The 16,389-nt window shown below is 55.2% G+C and carries 21 protein-coding genes; 5 read left to right on the top strand and 16 right to left on the bottom strand.

Annotated elements, in window-relative coordinates; translation table 11 throughout:
• Positions 1–31: 31 nt before the first annotated feature.
• The 4 genes from ACLJR2_RS02785 to ltnD are packed head-to-tail and all read right to left on the bottom strand — an operon-like array spanning position 32 to position 3,627.
• A complete protein-coding gene (locus ACLJR2_RS02785; protein WP_001136899.1) occupies positions 32–808 on the bottom strand; it encodes an HPr family phosphocarrier protein in 777 nt (258 codons plus the stop codon).
• Positions 809–812: 4 nt separating this feature from the next.
• Positions 813–1,451 carry an aldolase gene (locus ACLJR2_RS02780; protein WP_000153636.1) on the bottom strand — a complete coding sequence of 213 codons (639 nt, stop codon included), beginning with the start codon at positions 1,449–1,451 and terminating at the stop codon, positions 813–815.
• Positions 1,448–2,710, bottom strand: coding sequence for a 3-oxo-tetronate kinase (gene otnK, locus ACLJR2_RS02775; protein ID WP_001534269.1), 1,263 nt, complete (start codon positions 2,708–2,710; stop codon positions 1,448–1,450). Before otnK ends, ACLJR2_RS02780 begins: the two co-directional genes overlap by 4 nt.
• Positions 2,704–3,627 (bottom strand): L-threonate dehydrogenase, encoded by a 924-nt coding sequence (gene ltnD, locus ACLJR2_RS02770; protein ID WP_000206957.1) that lies wholly within the window; start codon positions 3,625–3,627, stop codon positions 2,704–2,706. The genes otnK and ltnD overlap by 7 nt, the downstream gene beginning before the upstream one ends.
• Before the next feature lie 196 nt (positions 3,628–3,823).
• On the opposite strand from ltnD, the gene ygbI reads away from it, so the two are divergent.
• Entirely contained in the window at positions 3,824–4,588 is a 765-nt protein-coding gene (gene ygbI, locus ACLJR2_RS02765) for a DNA-binding transcriptional repressor YgbI (protein ID WP_000613179.1), read from the top strand.
• Positions 4,589–4,606: 18 nt separating this feature from the next.
• Here ygbI and ACLJR2_RS02760 read toward each other — a convergent pair whose 3' ends face one another.
• Entirely contained in the window at positions 4,607–5,011 is a 405-nt protein-coding gene (locus ACLJR2_RS02760; RefSeq protein ID WP_000423338.1) for a MarR family winged helix-turn-helix transcriptional regulator, read from the bottom strand.
• 170 nt (positions 5,012–5,181) lie between these two features.
• Here ACLJR2_RS02760 and ACLJR2_RS02755 point away from each other — a divergent pair, with 170 nt between their 5' ends.
• The 3 genes from ACLJR2_RS02755 to ACLJR2_RS02745 are packed head-to-tail and all read left to right on the top strand — an operon-like array spanning position 5,182 to position 7,449.
• A complete protein-coding gene (locus ACLJR2_RS02755; protein ID WP_001237180.1) occupies positions 5,182–5,775 on the top strand; it encodes a non-oxidative hydroxyarylic acid decarboxylases subunit B in 594 nt (197 codons plus the stop codon).
• Positions 5,775–7,202: a non-oxidative hydroxyarylic acid decarboxylases subunit C gene (locus ACLJR2_RS02750; protein ID WP_000863168.1), complete on the top strand. Its 1,428-nt coding sequence runs from the start codon at positions 5,775–5,777 to the stop codon at positions 7,200–7,202. The genes ACLJR2_RS02755 and ACLJR2_RS02750 overlap by 1 nt, the downstream gene beginning before the upstream one ends.
• A 10-nt stretch (positions 7,203–7,212) precedes the next feature.
• Complete coding sequence (locus tag ACLJR2_RS02745) at positions 7,213–7,449, top strand: non-oxidative hydroxyarylic acid decarboxylases subunit D (RefSeq protein WP_000562964.1); 237 nt, start codon at positions 7,213–7,215, stop codon at positions 7,447–7,449.
• Positions 7,450–7,493: 44 nt separating this feature from the next.
• Here ACLJR2_RS02745 and rpoS read toward each other — a convergent pair whose 3' ends face one another.
• Both rpoS and nlpD read right to left on the bottom strand, forming a co-directional pair.
• Complete coding sequence (gene rpoS, locus ACLJR2_RS02740; protein WP_050189869.1) at positions 7,494–8,486, bottom strand: RNA polymerase sigma factor RpoS; 993 nt, start codon at positions 8,484–8,486, stop codon at positions 7,494–7,496.
• Positions 8,487–8,548: 62 nt separating this feature from the next.
• Entirely contained in the window at positions 8,549–9,631 is a 1,083-nt protein-coding gene (gene nlpD / locus ACLJR2_RS02735; protein ID WP_223149274.1) for a murein hydrolase activator NlpD, read from the bottom strand.
• On the opposite strand from nlpD, the gene ACLJR2_RS02730 reads away from it, so the two are divergent.
• Positions 9,561–9,719: a peptidase gene (locus tag ACLJR2_RS02730; RefSeq protein WP_223148970.1), complete on the top strand. Its 159-nt coding sequence runs from the start codon at positions 9,561–9,563 to the stop codon at positions 9,717–9,719. The genes nlpD and ACLJR2_RS02730 overlap by 71 nt on opposite strands.
• A 138-nt stretch (positions 9,720–9,857) precedes the next feature.
• On the opposite strand, the gene ACLJR2_RS02725 is transcribed toward ACLJR2_RS02730, so the two are convergent.
• The 9 genes from ACLJR2_RS02725 to cysN all read right to left on the bottom strand — a co-directional run bounded on the left by ACLJR2_RS02725 (position 9,858) and on the right by cysN (position 16,381).
• Positions 9,858–10,484, bottom strand: a complete 627-nt coding sequence (locus ACLJR2_RS02725; protein ID WP_000253545.1) for a protein-L-isoaspartate(D-aspartate) O-methyltransferase — start codon at positions 10,482–10,484, stop codon at positions 9,858–9,860.
• Positions 10,478–11,239, bottom strand: a complete 762-nt coding sequence (surE, locus tag ACLJR2_RS02720; protein ID WP_001221537.1) for a 5'/3'-nucleotidase SurE — start codon at positions 11,237–11,239, stop codon at positions 10,478–10,480. The genes ACLJR2_RS02725 and surE overlap by 7 nt, the downstream gene beginning before the upstream one ends.
• Entirely contained in the window at positions 11,220–12,269 is a 1,050-nt protein-coding gene (truD, locus tag ACLJR2_RS02715; protein ID WP_000134241.1) for a tRNA pseudouridine(13) synthase TruD, read from the bottom strand. The genes surE and truD overlap by 20 nt, the downstream gene beginning before the upstream one ends.
• Positions 12,266–12,745: a 2-C-methyl-D-erythritol 2,4-cyclodiphosphate synthase gene (ispF, locus tag ACLJR2_RS02710; protein WP_001219245.1), complete on the bottom strand. Its 480-nt coding sequence runs from the start codon at positions 12,743–12,745 to the stop codon at positions 12,266–12,268. Before ispF ends, truD begins: the two co-directional genes overlap by 4 nt.
• Positions 12,745–13,455 (bottom strand): 2-C-methyl-D-erythritol 4-phosphate cytidylyltransferase, encoded by a 711-nt coding sequence (gene ispD, locus ACLJR2_RS02705; RefSeq protein ID WP_000741653.1) that lies wholly within the window; start codon positions 13,453–13,455, stop codon positions 12,745–12,747. The genes ispF and ispD overlap by 1 nt, the downstream gene beginning before the upstream one ends.
• 18 nt (positions 13,456–13,473) lie before the next feature.
• On the bottom strand, positions 13,474–13,785 hold the full coding sequence (ftsB, locus tag ACLJR2_RS02700; RefSeq protein WP_000517480.1) for a cell division protein FtsB: 312 nt from the start codon (positions 13,783–13,785) through the stop codon (positions 13,474–13,476).
• 190 nt (positions 13,786–13,975) lie between these two features.
• Complete coding sequence (locus tag ACLJR2_RS02695) at positions 13,976–14,299, bottom strand: DUF3561 family protein (protein ID WP_001537530.1); 324 nt, start codon at positions 14,297–14,299, stop codon at positions 13,976–13,978.
• Positions 14,300–14,349: 50 nt separating this feature from the next.
• Complete coding sequence (gene cysC / locus ACLJR2_RS02690; RefSeq protein WP_001173663.1) at positions 14,350–14,955, bottom strand: adenylyl-sulfate kinase; 606 nt, start codon at positions 14,953–14,955, stop codon at positions 14,350–14,352.
• Positions 14,942–16,381 carry a sulfate adenylyltransferase subunit CysN gene (gene cysN, locus ACLJR2_RS02685; RefSeq protein ID WP_001092256.1) on the bottom strand — a complete coding sequence of 480 codons (1,440 nt, stop codon included), beginning with the start codon at positions 16,379–16,381 and terminating at the stop codon, positions 14,942–14,944. Before cysN ends, cysC begins: the two co-directional genes overlap by 14 nt.
• Positions 16,382–16,389 lie beyond the last annotated feature (8 nt).

Raw genomic sequence — 16,389 nt, 5'->3', positions numbered from 1 at the left:
CCTCTTTATTGTTGTGTAGGGTAGTTCAGGGTTAGCGCCAGGCGTTAAACCAGCCAAGCCCGTCCTGAGTGGTATTCCGTGGTTGGTATTCGCAGCCTATCCAGCCGCGATAACCTACGTCATCGAACAGCCGGAACAGCCACGGGTAGTTGATCTCGCCATCATCCGGTTCATGTCTGTCCGGTAGCGAGGCGATTTGTACATGGGCATAGCGGCCCGCGTACTCGCGAATCAGGTGACTCAAATTGCCATCCACTTTTTGCGCGTGGAAAGTGTCGAGCTGGATGAATACATTCGGGCGGTCAACCTCTTCTGCGATGCCCAGCGCCTGATATTGGCTGGAAAAGAGGTAGCCGGGTTTAACGCCGGGACTCAGCGCTTCGATCAAAATACGTTTATCGTGGGCGGCAAACCGGTCGGCGGCATAACGCAAATTATCGATAAACGTGGCGCGATAACGTGCGCCATCAGCGCCATCCGGCACGACGCCCGCCATGATGTGAACCTGCTCGCATTCCAGCGCCAGAGCGTATTCCAGAGCCAGATCGATATCGGCGCGCGCGTCGTGTTCGCGCCCCGGTAGCGCGGCACGTCCCCACTCGCCCGCCGCGGTATCGCCCGCCGAAGTATTAAACAGCGCCAGCGTCAGATCATGACGCGATAGCTGGGCTTTAATCTCGCTGGCGGCAAAGCCGTAGGGGAACAGAAACTCAACGGCCTGAAAACCGGCTTCGGCAGCAGCGGCAAAACGCTCGATAAACGGCACTTCGGTAAACATCATCGACAAATTGGCGGCAAAACGCGGCATCGGGTTATCTCCTTAACTGCGCAATTTCTTCGGTGGTTAAATAACGAATCGGGCGTTCGCCAAGGATAAAAATCAGCTTTGCCGTCTCCTCCAGCTCCTCGGTATTATTAGCGGCTTCCTGCAAATTCTCCCCGCACACGACCGGCCCATGATTAGCCAGTAAAAAGGCCTGATGCCGGGCCGCCAGCGCAGCCAAATCGCGAGCAATTCGGTCATCCCCCGGGCGATAGTAGGGAACCAGCGGAATGTCTCCCATCCGCATCACCACATAGGGGGTAAACGGGCGAATCACATTTTGCGGGTCCAGCCCTTCGAGACAGGAAAGCGCCGTTGACCAGGTGCTGTGCAGATGTACCACGGCCTTGCAGCAAGGGTTATTGCGATACAACGCCAGATGAAAACGCACCTCTTTAGACGGTTTATCGCCGCTGAGCCATTCGCCTTGCGGGTCCACTTTGGATAGCCGCTGCGGGTCGAGATTACCCAGACACGAACCGGTGGGCGTCGCCAGAATATTGCCGTCCGGCAGTAACAGCGAGAGGTTGCCTGCCGAGCCGGTGGCATAGCCGCGCTGGAAAAACGAGGCGGCTATCCTGACCATCTCTTCTCGCAAAGCGTGCTCTTCTTTTGCCAGTATCGTCATACCTGAAACTCCCTTTGAGCGCGGATGAAAAAGGATTCATCGCCAAAATTACCTGACTTTAGCGCCAGCGAGACCGGCGCATGGAGCGCGTTGACCCACGGAACGCCGGGTGAAATGCACGGTCCGATGTGAAAACCGGTAATACCGAGGCTTTGCGTCACCACGCCCGAGGTTTCGCCGCCCGCCACGATAAACCGGGTGATACCGCCTTCCGCTAAGCGAGCGGCCAGCAGGGAAAAGAGCGCCTCTACCGCATGGCTGGCTTCGGTAGCGCCATATTGCTGCTGGATGGCGGCCAGCGCCTGCGTGGAGGCGGTGGCGCTAATCATTGGCGCCAGTTCGCTGTCCTGACTGAGCACCCACTGCGCCAGCGCTTCAGCGTAGGCCTCGCGCGTCTCGGATGACAGGCAGCGCGCCACATCAACGTCGCGTGTGGGAGCATGTTGTCGATAGAAGGCCACCTGCTGATTCGTCATTTGCGAACAGGAACCGGAAAGCACCACCGCGCGACCGCTCAGCGGATAGCCTGCGGAACGGGCCTGAGAAACGCCGTGCTTCGCCCACTGACGCGCCAGCCCCATTGCCATCCCGGAACCGCCGGTCACCAGCAGGGCATCACGCAAAACCTCGCCCTGAATTTCCAGGTGCCGCTCATTGAGCGCGTCAAGTACCGCGTAGCGATATCCTTCCTGCTGTAAACGCGACAGCGCCGCACGGGTCGCGGCAACGCCTTCATCAAGCGTCTGAGCCGGAATAACGCCGCAGCGCCCTTGCGCCTGCGCTTCCATCAGACGCGGCAGGTAGCTGTCGGTCATCGGATTGATAGGGTGGTGGCGCATACCGGACTCCGCCAGCAAGTGGTTCATGACAAACAGATAGCCCTGATAAACCGTGCGTCCGTTAACCGGCAGCGCGGGAGAAATCACGGTAAATGAGGTATCCAGCGCCACCATCAGCGCATCGGTGACCGGGCCGATATTGCCTTCGGCGGTACTATCGAAAGTCGAGCAATATTTGAAATAGACTTGCTGGCAGCCCTGTTTTTTCAGCCATACCAGCGCCGCCAGCGATTGTTTTATCGCTTCTTGCGCCGGGCATGAGCGGGTTTTCAGGCTGATAACCACCGCGTCGCACCCTTCCGGTTGCGTCCCGGTTGGGACATCATTGATCTGCACTGTCGGCATCCCGTTTTCGACCAGAAAACTGGCGATGTCGGTCGCGCCGGTAAAATCATCGGCAATGACGCCAATTTTTAACATGACGGCTCCTCAGGCATGACGCCAGGCAGAGTAATCCCTGAGAAAATTTTGATCACAGCGCTGTCATCCTCTTTGCCATAACCGGCGTTACTGGCGCTGGTGAACATATTTAACGCCGTAGAGGCCAGCGGTAAGGGGAAGCGCAGCGCTTTCGCCGTGTCGGCAACGAGCCCCAAATCTTTGACAAAAATGTCGACGGCCGAACGCGGGGTATAGTCGCCGTCAACGACATGCTGCATACGGTTTTCGAACATCCAGGAGTTTCCGGCGGCATGGGTCACGACGTCATACATCACGTCCAGAGGAATACCGGCCCGCGCGGCCAGCGCCATCGCTTCGGCCGCCGCCGCAATATGCACTCCAGCCAGCAGTTGATGAATGATTTTGACGGTTGAGCCTGCGCCCGGCGTATCGCTGATGCGATAAACGTTGCTGGCAACGGCGTCCAGCACAGGCTTCAGGCGGGTAAACGCCGCCTCGCTCCCGGAGGCCATCACCGTCATTTCGCCCTGCGCCGCTTTTACCGCGCCGCCGGAAACCGGCGCATCCAGCATGTTAAGATTCAATGCCGTCAACGCCGCGGCGATCTCTTGCGCGTCGGCGCTTGAGATCGTGGACGAAACCATCACCGCGCTTCCGGGTTTCATCAGATGGGCGACGCCATCCTCACCGAATAACACCTGTCTGACCTGGGCGGCATTGACGACCAGAATGACTAACGCATCCACGACGCCGGCGAACTCCCTGGCGCTGGCGGCAGCCCCACAAGCCCCTTCAGCGAGAAGATTCGCGCACGCTTGCGGGTTAAGATCGGCCCCCCATGTGGAAAGCCCGGCGCGCAGGCATGAACGCGCAGCGCCCATTCCCATTGAGCCAAGCCCCACAATGCCGACATGAAAATCAGTTCCTGTTGTCATTATCACTCCATGTTAATTTACGTGATATTATGTTTTGTTATGTGAATATAGGCGTTTTTGTAAACAATTGCGGTGAGTTGTTTCACAAAAAATAACAAAATGTGTTATTTTTTGTGAAGGCAATCCTCATAGAACTTCACACGCTGTGACGAGAAATCGCGTAAAATCGCGACAGGACTAAAGAAAGGAGCAGACGTTGATACCTACTGAGCGTCGACAAATCATTCTTGATATGGTGGCGGAGAAAGGCATCGTCAGTATCGCTGAACTGACCGAGCGCATGCATGTATCCCACATGACTATCCGCCGTGATTTACAAAAACTGGAGCAGCAAGGCGCGGTAATCCAGGTCTCTGGCGGCGTGCAATCATCGACTCGCGTGGCGCACGAACCCTCGCATCAGATCAAAACCGAACTGGCGACGCCGCAGAAAGCGGCAATTGGCAAACTGGCCGCCAGCCTGGTACAGCCAGAAAGCTGTATCTACCTTGATGCAGGTACTACCACGCTGGCGATCGCCAGGCAGCTGGTTACGATGAATAAACTTACGGTGGTGACGAATGATTTCGTTATCGCCGATTACCTGATGGACAATAGCGATTGCACAATTATTCACACTGGCGGGGCGGTATGCCGGGAAAACCGGTCGTGCGTCGGTGAAGCCGCGGCGACGCTTTTGCGCGGGCTGATGATTGACCAGGCCTTTATTTCCGCCTCGTCCTGGAGCGTGCGCGGTATTTCAACGCCGGCAGAAGATAAAGTCACGGTGAAACGGGCCGTCGCCAGCGCCAGCCGCCAAAAAATTCTGGTGTGCGACGCGACCAAATACGGCCAGGTCGCGACGTGGCTGGCGTTACCGCTGGCGGAATTCAACCAAATCGTCACCGATGACGGCCTGCCGGAAAGCGCAATTCGGGCGCTGGCCAAAGTGGATATCTCACTGCTGATGGCCAAACAATAGCGAAGCGGCGCAAGCCGCTTACGTCATCATCTTGCGTACCAGTTGCGTAAACTGTTCGCGTTCTTCAGCGCTCAGTCGCCCCAAAAACTCATCGTCAACGCGATCCCCCAGTGGTATCGCGGCGGCGAGCAACGTTTGGCCCTGAACGGTGAGATAGACAAAACGCCGACGTTTATCCAGCGGATCGTTTTCTCGCTTTACCAGCCCACGATTTTCCATCCGGCTTAACATCTCCGCCAGCGTCGCTTTAGTGCTGACCGCCGCTTCGGTCAGATCGACCTGTTCAATACCCGGATGTTCAGCAATAACGCGCATCACCGCATATTGAGGTTTGGTGAGCTCCGGTAGTTCATGCTGCCAGCGTGCGGTATGTTGCTGAAAAAGTTGGCGTAACAGATGAAACGCGGTGTTTCGTAACTCCATGAGCGCTCCGGATAAATTAACTTTTTCTATCATAACGACTTATGCACGGTTTTTTAATGACGAATGCTTTAGCTAAACGTGCGCAGGCGTCGGGAGCGATCTTGTCGCAAAGGCCGTGTGGGCGTATTTTGATCAAAATGTTCGTATACGAACGATATTTGAGGTAAGAAATGAGATTGATTGTGGGGATGACCGGTGCGACCGGCGCGCCGCTTGGCGTCGAGCTACTCCAGGCATTGCGGGCGATACCTGATGTTGAAACGCATCTGGTAATGTCAAAGTGGGCGAAAACCACTATTGAACTGGAGACGCCCTACACGCCCGCTGAGGTAGCCGCCCTGGCAGATTATTGTCATAGCCCGGCCGATCAGGCGGCGACCATTTCCTCCGGCTCATTTCGTACCGACGGCATGATTATTATCCCCTGCAGTATGAAAACACTGGCGGGGGTTCGCGCCGGCTATGCCGAGGGGCTGGTGGGACGCGCTGCCGATGTCGTGTTGAAAGAGGGTCGCAAGCTGGTGCTTGTGCCGCGGGAAATGCCGCTCAGCACGATTCATCTGGAAAACATGCTTGCGCTTTCTCGTATGGGGGTGGCGATAGTGCCGCCCATGCCCGCGTTCTATAACCTGCCGCAAACCGTTGACGATATTATCCAGCACATCGTGGCGCGCGTTCTCGACCAGTTTGGTCTGGAGCATACGCGCGCGCGCCGCTGGCAAGGACTGCGACAGGCAGCAAATTTTTCACAGGAGAATGGATAATGGCATTTGATGATTTGCGCAGTTTTTTACATGCGCTGGATCAGCAGGGACAACTGCTGAAAATCAGCGAGGAAGTGAATGCGGAGCCGGATCTCGCTGCCGCTGCCAACGCAACGGGACGAATCGGCGATGGCGCGCCCGCGCTGTGGTTTGACAATATTCGTGGTTTTACCGACGCCCGCGTGGCGATGAATACCATCGGTTCCTGGCAGAACCATGCCATCTCACTGGGTTTGCCGCCTAACACGCCGGTTAAAAAACAGATCGATGAATTTATTCGCCGCTGGGACAATTTTCCGGTAGCGCCGGAACGACGGGCGAATCCGGGCTGGGCGGAAAATACCGTCGACGGCGACGCGATCAACCTGTTTGATATCCTGCCGCTGTTTCGTCTGAACGACGGCGACGGCGGATTCTATCTGGATAAAGCCTGTGTGGTATCACGCGATCCGCTCGATCCCGATAACTTCGGCAAGCAGAATGTCGGCATCTACCGTATGGAAGTTAAAGGCAAGCGTAAGCTGGGTCTGCAACCAGTGCCGATGCATGATATCGCATTGCACCTGCACAAAGCTGAAGAGCGCGGGGAAGATCTGCCGATTGCGATCACGCTGGGTAACGATCCGATCATTACCCTGATGGGCGCAACGCCGCTGAAATACGATCAGTCAGAGTATGAAATGGCAGGCGCGCTGCGTGAAAGCCCCTATCCTATCGCCACCGCGCCGCTGACCGGTTTTGATGTGCCGTGGGGATCTGAAGTCATTCTTGAAGGGGTCATCGAAAGCCGTAAACGTGAAATTGAAGGACCGTTCGGCGAATTTACCGGCCACTATTCCGGCGGTCGCAACATGACCGTGGTGCGTATCGATAAGGTCTCTTACCGCAGCAAACCCATTTTTGAATCGCTCTATTTGGGGATGCCGTGGACGGAAATCGACTACCTGATGGGGCCGGCGACCTGCGTGCCACTGTATCAACAGCTGAAAGCCGAATTTCCGGAAGTGCAGGCGGTAAACGCCATGTACACCCACGGCCTGCTGGCCATCATCTCAACCAAAAAACGCTACGGCGGCTTTGCCCGCGCGGTGGGCCTGCGAGCGATGACAACGCCGCACGGTCTGGGATATGTGAAGATGGTGATCATGGTCGATGAAGATGTCGATCCATTCAATCTGCCACAGGTGATGTGGGCATTGTCGTCGAAAGTGAATCCGGCAGGCGATCTGGTACAGCTACCGAATATGTCCGTCCTGGAACTGGATCCGGGCTCAAGCCCGGCGGGGATTACCGACAAGCTGATCATTGACGCCACCACGCCGGTTGCGCCAGATAACCGTGGTCACTATAGCCAGCCGGTTGTTGATTTACCGGAAACTAAAGCCTGGGCTGAAAAGCTGACCGCCATGCTGGCCAACCGTAAATAAGGAGTAACCGATGATTTGTCCACGCTGTGCCGATGCACATATTGAACTCATGGCGACTTCGCCGGTAAAAGGAGTCTGGACGGTATATCAGTGTCAGCATTGTCTGTATACCTGGCGCGATACCGAACCGTTACGCCGTACCAGCCGCGAACACTATCCACAAGCGTTTCGCATGACGCAAAAAGATATTGATGACGCGCCAATGGTGCCGAGTATCCCGCCGTTGCTGGCAGAAGACAAACGGTAAAAAAAAGGCCAGTCTGTCGACTGGCCTTTTTTTGACAAGGGTACTTACTCGCGGAACAGCGCTTCGATATTCAGCCCCTGCGTCTGCAGAATTTCGCGCAGACGGCGCAGGCCTTCAACCTGAATCTGACGAACACGTTCATGCGTAAGACCGATTTCACGGCCTACATCTTCCAGTGTCGCAGCTTCATATCCCAGCAGACCGAAACGGCGCGCCAGCACTTCACGCTGTTTGGCGTTCAGTTCGAACAACCATTTGACGATGCTCTGTTTCATATCGTCATCTTGCGTGGTGTCTTCCGGACCGTTCTCTTTTTCATCGGCCAGGATGTCCAGCAACGCTTTTTCGGAATCACCGCCCAGCGGGGTGTCTACCGAGGTAATGCGCTCGTTGAGACGAAGCATACGGCTGACGTCATCAACCGGTTTATCCAGTTGCTCTGCAATTTCTTCCGCACTCGGTTCGTGGTCCAGTTTATGCGACAACTCACGTGCGGTGCGCAGGTATACGTTCAGCTCTTTAACAATGTGAATCGGCAAGCGAATCGTACGGGTTTGGTTCATAATCGCCCGTTCGATTGTCTGGCGAATCCACCAGGTTGCGTATGTTGAGAAGCGGAACCCGCGTTCCGGGTCAAACTTCTCGACTGCACGGATAAGCCCCAGGTTGCCCTCTTCAATCAGGTCCAGCAACGCCAGTCCACGATTGCCATAACGGCGGGCAATTTTTACCACCAGACGCAGGTTACTCTCAATCATGCGACGGCGAGAAGCGACATCTCCACGCAGTGCGCGACGCGCAAAATAGACTTCTTCTTCGGCTGTTAACAGTGGTGAATACCCAATCTCACCAAGGTAAAGCTGAGTCGCGTCCAACACACGCTGTGTGGCCCCTTGCGATAACAGCTCTTCTTCAGCCAGGTCGTTATCACTGGGTTCCTCTTCACTCAAGGCTTTTTCGTCAAAAGCCTCTACTCCGTTCTCATCAAATTCCGCGTCTTCATTTAAATCATGAACTTTCAGCGTATTCTGACTCATAAGGTGGCTCCTACCCGTGATCCCTTGACGGAACTAGCAAGTCAAAGCCTGGTTCCGCCGCTTTATCGCTGCGGTAAATAACGCAGCGGGTTTACGGATTTCCCCTTGTAACGAATTTCAAAATGCAAGCGTGTAGAGCTGGTGCCGGTGCTACCCATAGTAGCGATTTTTTGCCCCGCCTTAACTTCCTGTTGTTCCCGGACCAGCATCGTATCATTATGGGCGTAGGCACTCAGGTAATCATCGTTATGTTTGATGATAATAAGATTACCGTAACCACGCAGTGCGTTACCGGCATATACGACGCGCCCATCAGCGGTTGCGACGATAGCCTGTCCCTTACTGCCTGCAATGTCGATCCCTTTATTGCCCCCTTCGGAAGCGCCAAAGTTTTCGATCACTTTGCCATCCGTCGGCCAGCGCCATGCGGAAATCGGCGCGCTGGTTGACGTACTGCTTGCATTTGGTTCGGTCGTGCTTACCGTTGGTGCCGTTACAGGCGCTGTGACAACCGTCCCAGCAGGCTTGTTGTTTGGCAACATTTTGTTAGCACTTTGTTCACCTGAGCCCTCAGAATACGTAATTGTTGGTTGAGACGCAACTGCAACGGTGGAATTTTGTGCAGACCTTGTCACAACTCCTTGCTGTGCTGCATCCGCCTGGGTGATCGCATTTCCGCCAGTAATTGGCGTGCCGGATGCGTTACCAACTTGCAAAGTTTGCCCTACATTCAGGCTATACGGGGCAGAAATACTGTTTCTCTGGGCCAGATCGCGGAAATCGTTCCCGGTAATCCAGGCGATGTAAAAAAGCGTATCACCCTTTTTCACGGTGTAAGTACTGCCACCCGTATAGCTACCTTTCGGAATATTCCCATACTGGCGATTGTATACGATTCGCCCATTTTCCATCTGCACGGGTTGTTCCGTGACCGGTTGAGTTTGCATGGGCTGCGTTACAGGACGCTGAACGGGTTGAATTTGCGGCGCTTGTTGCGGCGTTTGTTGCGTCGTCGCGCCCATTTTTGGCGGCGGTGTGATCAACATCCCGGAATTGGTATTTGATGACGAACCACTGTCCACAGACGTGACCGGCGCCGGAGGGTTTGACGAACTGGTACAACCTGCCAGCCATAGTGAAACCAGTGATAGTGCCGCAATGCGACTAACGGTGAATTTTGGGCTTCCCGCGCTCATTTATCCCCCAGGAAAAAATTTGGTTAACAACCAGTGACGTAAGAACCGTGCAACGCATTAAGTGAACACGGGAAAATGTGTTCACGATACGCTTAACCCACCGGGAATAACCAGGAAAACTCCAGGTATTCGTTTCGGCTTCATCAGGCGTAATAGTGGCTGTTTGCAGGGCAAACTAGGCCAGCTCTCCCTTGACTAACGGGACGAAGCGAACGGCCTCCACGGTATCGATAATAAATTCGCCGCCCCGGCGACGCACGCGTTTCAAAAACTGCTGCTCATCGCCCACGGGCAGAACAAGAATGCCGCCTTCATCCAACTGTGCCATGAGCGCGGTAGGAATTTCCGGCGGCGCAGCCGTCACAATGATAGCGTCAAACGGCGCACGCGCCTGCCAGCCTTGCCAGCCATCGCCATGACGGGTAGAAACATTATGTAAATCGAGCTGCTTCAGGCGGCGGCGCGCCTGCCATTGCAGCCCCTTAATCCGCTCAACGGAGCAAACGTGATGTACCAGATGCGCCAGAATCGCCGTCTGATAGCCGGAACCGGTGCCAATTTCCAACACCCTGGATTGCGGCGTCAGTTCGAGCAGTTCCGTCATTCGCGCCACCATATAGGGCTGCGAAATCGTCTGACCCTGGCCTATCGGCAAAGCGATATTTTCCCAGGCCTTATGTTCAAACGCTTCATCAATAAATTTCTCGCGCGGCACTGCGGCAAGCGCATTAAGCACCTGCTCATCTCTGATACCCTGCGCGCGCAATTGTTCAAGAAGAGCCTGTACACGTCCACTTACCATTGCGTGCCAACTCCCACGCTGTCTAACCAGTCTGAAACCACATCATGCGCGCTGTGCGCGGTTAAATCCACATGCAACGGCGTGACGGAGACGTAGCCTTCATCCACCGCCGCGAAATCGGTATCCGGCCCGGCATCGTATTTATCACCCGGCGGGCCAATCCAGTACAATGTATTACCGCGTGGATCTTCCTGCGGGATCACTTTATCCGCTGGATGGCGGCTACCGCAGCGAGTCACGCGGATGCCTTTAATCTGCGCTAACGGTAGATCCGGGACATTCACGTTGAGAATACGCCCGGTACGCAACGGCTCCCGGCTTAACCCTCGCAAAAGCGCGCAAGTCACGGCCGCAGCCGTATCATAATGCTGATAGCCGTTAAGGGAGACCGCTAATGCCGGAAAGCCGAGATGGCGACCTTCCATCGCCGCGGCGACAGTACCGGAATAGATCACATCATCGCCCAGATTCGGACCCGCGTTAATACCGGAAACGACAATATCCGGACGCGGACGCATTAAGGCATTAACGCCCAGATAGACGCAATCGGTCGGCGTCCCCATCTGTACGGCGATATCGCCATTATCAAAGGTAAAAGTACGAAGCGAAGATTCCAGCGTGAGGGAATTAGACGCGCCGCTGCGGTTACGATCCGGGGCTACGACCTGTACATCAGCAAACTCACGCAGCGCTTTCGCCAGCGTTTGTATACCGGGCGCGTGAACCCCGTCATCGTTACTCAGCAATATGCGCATAATCACCCATTGTGTTGATCAGTTCCCTTACTACGCTGGTGGCAAAACTGCCTGCGGGCAGCCAGAAACGTAACTCGACGGTAACGTCATCCCACCAGTTCCAGCTTAATTGTTGCGGATAAAGCAGCATCGCTCTGCGCGACGCCTCTACTTTTTCGCGCAGCAACAGCGATTGCAACACCGTTTCCTGGGCAATGGCATCTTGCTCAAACGCCAGCGCCGCACGCTGTGTTCCCCACTCTCCGCTGCCCGGCAACGACGCTGTAATCATCAGCTCTTTTTCGTCTACCCGGCGCTGCAATTCAGGCAGTTCTTCAGATGTCGCGACGAACCAGCTTCCACGCCCCGCTAATTGTAGCGCATCGCCGTCAACAACTTGATTAAAGTCTGGTTTCTTCAGCCGCTGGTGAACAATTTGATTAAACAACGCGCTACGTGCCGCCGACAACCAAAAACTGCGTTTATTGCGATCGCGCACCGGCGCGTTACTTTGCGCCCAGCGCAGCGCGCCCTGCAAGTTGCTGCCGCCAATGCCGAATCGCTGTGCGCCGAAATAGTTCGGCACGCCGCCATCGCGAATCGCCTGCAATCGTGTTTCGACATCGCGGCGATCGCTTATTTCACGCAACACCAGCGTAAAGGCATTGCCTTTCAGCGCGCCTAAACGCAGCTTACGCTTGTGACGCGCGTATTCCAGCACTTTACAACCTTCCAGCTGAAAGGCGCTGAAATCGGGCATCTCTTTCCCCGGCACGCGCGCGCACAGCCACTGCTCGGTAACGGCGTGTTTATCTTTTTGCCCGGCAAAGCTCACTTCGCGAGCGTGAATTTTCAGGAATTTCGCCAGCGCGTCAGCGACAAAACGGGTATTGCAACCGTTTTTCAAAATACGCAGCAGAATGTGCTCGCCTTCACCATCCGGCCTAAAGCCTAAATCTTCAACCACCACAAAATCTTCCGGATTCGCTTTCAGCAATCCGCTACCTTGTGGTTTTCCGTGCAGCCAGGTGAGATTGTCAAACTCTGTCATTTCGCCGCCTTCATCAGCAGCGCGACCGCTTCGCAGGCAATGCCTTCTCCGCGTCCGGTAAATCCGAGCTTTTCCGTCGTCGTCGCCTTCACGTTAACCTCATCCATATGGCAGCCGAGATCTTCGGCGATAAAGACGCGCATTTGCGGAATATGCGGCAACATTTTCGGCGCCTGCGCAATAATAGTGACATCTACGTTACCGAGGGTGTATCCCTTCGCCTGAATACGACGCCAGGCTTCACGCAGTAGTTCGCGGCTATCCGCTCCCTTAAATGCCGGATCGGTATCCGGGAAGAGCTTGCCGATATCGCCAAGCGCCGCTGCGCCCAGCAGCGCATCGGTCAGCGCATGTAACGCCACATCGCCATCGGAATGCGCCAATAGCCCTTTTTCATAAGGGATACGCACGCCGCCAATAATAATCGGCCCTTCTCCGCCAAACGCGTGTACGTCAAAACCGTGTCCAATTCGCATTATGCTTTCTCCTGGTGGATGGTTCGGGTCAGATAAAATTCCGCCAGCGCCAGATCTTCCGGACGGGTGACCTTGATGTTATCCGCGCGACCTTCTACCAGCGCCGGATGAAAACCACAATACTCCAGCGCTGACGCTTCGTCGGTGATGGTCGCGCCTTCATTCAGCGCACGCGTCAGACAATCGTGCAAGAGCTCGCGGGGGAAAAACTGCGGGGTGAGCGCGTGCCATAAATCGGCGCGCTCTACGGTATGGGCAATAGCGTTTTTCCCTGGTTCGCCGCGTTTCATGGTGTCGCGCACCGGACTGGCGAGGATACCGCCGACCCGGCTGTTTTCGCTGATGGTCAGCAACCGCGCAAGGTCATCCTGATGCAAACAGGGTCTTGCCGCGTCGTGCACCAGCACCCACTGCGCCTTTGCAACGGCCTGTAACCCGGCCAAAACGGAATCAGCGCGTTCGTTGCCGCCATCCACAACGGTGATTTGCGGATGATTCGCCAGCGGAAGTTGGGCAAAGCGATGATCGCCAGGGCTGATAGCAATAACAACGCGTGTCACCCGAGGATGCGCCAGCAGCGCATGAACTGAGTGCTCCAGAATGGTTTTATTACCGATTGAGAGATACTGCTTAGGACATTCTGTTTGCATTCGGCGGCCAAATCCGGCCGCCGGCACCACGGCGCAAACGTCCAATAAAGTGGCTGCCATGTTAAATCCCTGGATGGTTTATCGATGAGTTTGCCCCGCCGTTGCCGCGCGTTTTGAGGCGTCAGGCACCAGACGATAGAAGGTTTCGCCCGGTTTGGTCATGCTAAGTTCGTTGCGCGCGCGCTCCTCAATCGCTTCCTGGCCGCCATTGAGATCGTCAATTTCGGCAAAAAGCTGATCGTTACGCGCTTTAAGTTTGGCGTTTGTCGCCTGCTGCGCGACCACATCATCGTTGACGCGGCTATAGTCATGTATGCCGTTCTTACCGAACCACAGCGAGTACTGTAGCCAGACCAGTAAAGCCAGCAACAGCAGCGTTAGTTTACCCATCCTGCCCCCTGAAAAACGGCATCATCATCCCATAACGTCCTCTGTGACTCCACATTCAGGACGGGATTGCCGCGACAACGCCGGCAAATGTACCACATTTGCCGGATGTTACGTATACCCGAGTAAGGAGAACATAATCTCATTGTTGGTTACGGTTTGAATTATGACCGGAGGCGCAGTGATAACCCGTCTACCCTAATAGCCATATGAATAACGCGCCGAACAGCGCGCCTACGGCCAGTAGAGTAAACATGATGCTAAAAAGTATTTTGCCCTTTACCAACAGATGCAACGCAATGCCGATAATCACCGATACCGGCATTAACGCGAGGAAAAAGGGCCAGGTATAGAGGAAAAAAAACAGCGTGTTAGGGCCATAAAGCAGAAAAGGGATCCCCAACGCCAGCAGCCATGACACAAAGCCGACCACCGCCCCCGGAAATGCACTGGTGGCGTCATCGTCGACCATGAAGGCGTCTGACCTTGTGAAAGTAATGTTATGGCTATTACGCATATTAAATCCTGTAACCTTGACCATACCGGGCATACAAGCCCGGTGGTGTCTCAGGATCTGATAATATCGCGCCGTCTCAGCAGGTCTAATAATTGGGAAACCAAATTTGTTACTAATTGTTCACCATTAAGATGAACCTGGGGCGAGTCAGGCGCTTCGTAAATGGCGTCGATGCCGGTAAAGTTACGCAACTCGCCCGCACGCGCTTTTTTATACAACCCTTTAGGATCGCGCTGTTCACAGATAGCCAGCGGCGTATTGACATAAATCTCGATAAAACGATCGTGGCCGACGCGCTCTTTTACCAGTTGCCGCTCGGCGCGGTGCGGAGAAATAAATGCCGTCAAAACAATCAGGCCAGCGTCCGCCATCAGACTGGCCACTTCGCCTACCCGCCGGATATTCTCCTGGCGATCGGCATCGCTAAAGCCTAAATCACGGCACAAACCGTGGCGCACATTATCGCCATCCAACAGGTAGGTACTGACGCCACGCTGATGTAACGCCTCTTCCAGCGCGCCGGCCACCGTTGATTTTCCCGAACCGGAGAGCCCGGTAAACCACAGCACCACACCACGGTGGCCGTGGAGCTGTTCACGGGCGGCGACAGTAACGGGATGAGAGTGCCAGACCACGTTCTCATCATGCAGCGCCATGTTTATCTCCCAGCAAATCGCGGGCGTCCCAGTGCGGAAAATGACGGCGTACCAGCGCATTCAGCTCCAGCTCAAACGCACTGTATTCCACGGGCGGCGTCGCTCCGCGTTCGTCCAGTTCCCGCACCATGCCAGCGCCCACGGTAACGTTAGAAAGCCGGTCGATAAAAATCAGTCCGCCCGTCACCGGATTTTGCTGATAAATATCCAGCGCGAGCGGCTCATCGAATGTCATCTCTACCAGACCAATACCGTTTAACGGCAGGCTCTCGACGTCTCGTTGGGTCAGATTGTTGATATCAATCTGATAGCGAATAGCCTCGATACGCGCGCGGGTTTTCTTACCCGCGAGTTTAACGTCGTAGCTTTGGCCCGGCGCCAGCGGCTGTTCCGCCATCCATACCACATCGATCGCGGCGTGCCGCGCAGGTGCCAGCGTCTCGTTTGCCGCCAGCAGCAGATCGCCGCGGCTAATATCAATGTCGTCGTTGAGTACCAGGGTAATGGCTTCGCCCGCACAGGCTTCTTCTTTGTCGCCATCAAAAGTGACGATACGCGCCACGCTGGATTCCACGCCGGACGGCAGCACTTTAATGCGCTCTCCGACTTTGACGCTACCAGACGCCAGAGTGCCGGCATACCCCCGAAAATCAAGATTCGGGCGATTGACGTATTGTACCGGAAAGCGCATCGGCTGACGGTCTACCGCACGCTGTATGTCTACCGTTTCCAGGACTTCCAGCAGCGTCGGACCGCTGTACCAGCGCATATTCGCGCTCTGCGCGGCGACATTATCCCCTTCCAGCGCCGAAAGCGGGACAAAGCGAATATCCAGATCGCCCGGCAACTGTTCAGCAAAGGTCAGATAATCTTCACGAATACGGGCGAAGGTCTCTTCGCGGTAGTCAACGAGATCCATTTTGTTGATTGCCACCACCAGGTGTTTGATCCCCAACAGAGTGGAGATAAAGCTATGGCGACGCGTCTGATCCAGCACGCCTTTACGCGCGTCGATCAGTAGGATCGCCAGATCGCAGGTGGACGCTCCGGTCGCCATATTCCGGGTATATTGTTCATGGCCCGGCGTGTCGGCGATAATAAATTTTCGTTTTTCCGTGGAGAAATAGCGGTACGCGACGTCAATAGTAATGCCCTGCTCACGCTCGGCCTGCAGCCCATCTACCAGTAGCGCCAGATCGAGTTTTTCTCCCTGCGTGCCATGACGTTTACTGTCATTATGCAGAGAAGAGAGCTGATCTTCATAAATTTGCAGGGTATCGTGCAGCAAACGACCTATCAGCGTACTTTTACCGTCATCAACGCTGCCACAGGTTAAAAAACGCAGCAGGCTTTTGTGTTGTTGGGCAATCATCCAGGCTTCGACGCCGCCTTCATTGGCGATTTGTTGTGCAAGTATGGTGTTCATGGCGGCTC

The sequence above is a fragment of the Salmonella sp. SAL03688 genome (assembly GCF_046551895.1).
Classification (GTDB): Bacteria; Pseudomonadota; Gammaproteobacteria; order Enterobacterales; family Enterobacteriaceae; genus Salmonella; species Salmonella enterica.
This window is presented reverse-complemented; position numbering and strand designations above follow the sequence as displayed.

Bases quoted from the DNA above. Each gene is read 5' to 3' on its own strand.
- ACLJR2_RS02785 (WP_001136899.1), bottom strand. From the start codon at position 808: ATGCCGCGTTTTGCCGCCAATTTGTCGATGATGTTTACCGAAGTGCCG.
- ACLJR2_RS02780 (WP_000153636.1), bottom strand. From the start codon at position 1,451: ATGACGATACTGGCAAAAGAAGAGCACGCTTTGCGAGAAGAGATGGTC.
- otnK (WP_001534269.1), bottom strand. From the start codon at position 2,710: ATGTTAAAAATTGGCGTCATTGCCGATGATTTTACCGGCGCGACCGAC.
- ltnD (WP_000206957.1), bottom strand. From the start codon at position 3,627: ATGACAACAGGAACTGATTTTCATGTCGGCATTGTGGGGCTTGGCTCA.
- ACLJR2_RS02760 (WP_000423338.1), bottom strand. From the start codon at position 5,011: ATGGAGTTACGAAACACCGCGTTTCATCTGTTACGCCAACTTTTTCAG.
- ACLJR2_RS02755 (WP_001237180.1), top strand. From the start codon at position 5,182: ATGAGATTGATTGTGGGGATGACCGGTGCGACCGGCGCGCCGCTTGGC.
- ACLJR2_RS02750 (WP_000863168.1), top strand. From the start codon at position 5,775: ATGGCATTTGATGATTTGCGCAGTTTTTTACATGCGCTGGATCAGCAG.
- ACLJR2_RS02745 (WP_000562964.1), top strand. From the start codon at position 7,213: ATGATTTGTCCACGCTGTGCCGATGCACATATTGAACTCATGGCGACT.
- rpoS (WP_050189869.1), bottom strand. From the start codon at position 8,486: ATGAGTCAGAATACGCTGAAAGTTCATGATTTAAATGAAGACGCGGAA.
- ACLJR2_RS02725 (WP_000253545.1), bottom strand. From the start codon at position 10,484: ATGGTAAGTGGACGTGTACAGGCTCTTCTTGAACAATTGCGCGCGCAG.
- surE (WP_001221537.1), bottom strand. From the start codon at position 11,239: ATGCGCATATTGCTGAGTAACGATGACGGGGTTCACGCGCCCGGTATA.
- truD (WP_000134241.1), bottom strand. From the start codon at position 12,269: ATGACAGAGTTTGACAATCTCACCTGGCTGCACGGAAAACCACAAGGT.
- ispF (WP_001219245.1), bottom strand. From the start codon at position 12,745: ATGCGAATTGGACACGGTTTTGACGTACACGCGTTTGGCGGAGAAGGG.
- ispD (WP_000741653.1), bottom strand. From the start codon at position 13,455: ATGGCAGCCACTTTATTGGACGTTTGCGCCGTGGTGCCGGCGGCCGGA.
- ftsB (WP_000517480.1), bottom strand. From the start codon at position 13,785: ATGGGTAAACTAACGCTGCTGTTGCTGGCTTTACTGGTCTGGCTACAG.
- ACLJR2_RS02695 (WP_001537530.1), bottom strand. From the start codon at position 14,299: ATGCGTAATAGCCATAACATTACTTTCACAAGGTCAGACGCCTTCATG.
- cysC (WP_001173663.1), bottom strand. From the start codon at position 14,955: ATGGCGCTGCATGATGAGAACGTGGTCTGGCACTCTCATCCCGTTACT.
- cysN (WP_001092256.1), bottom strand. From the start codon at position 16,381: ATGAACACCATACTTGCACAACAAATCGCCAATGAAGGCGGCGTCGAA.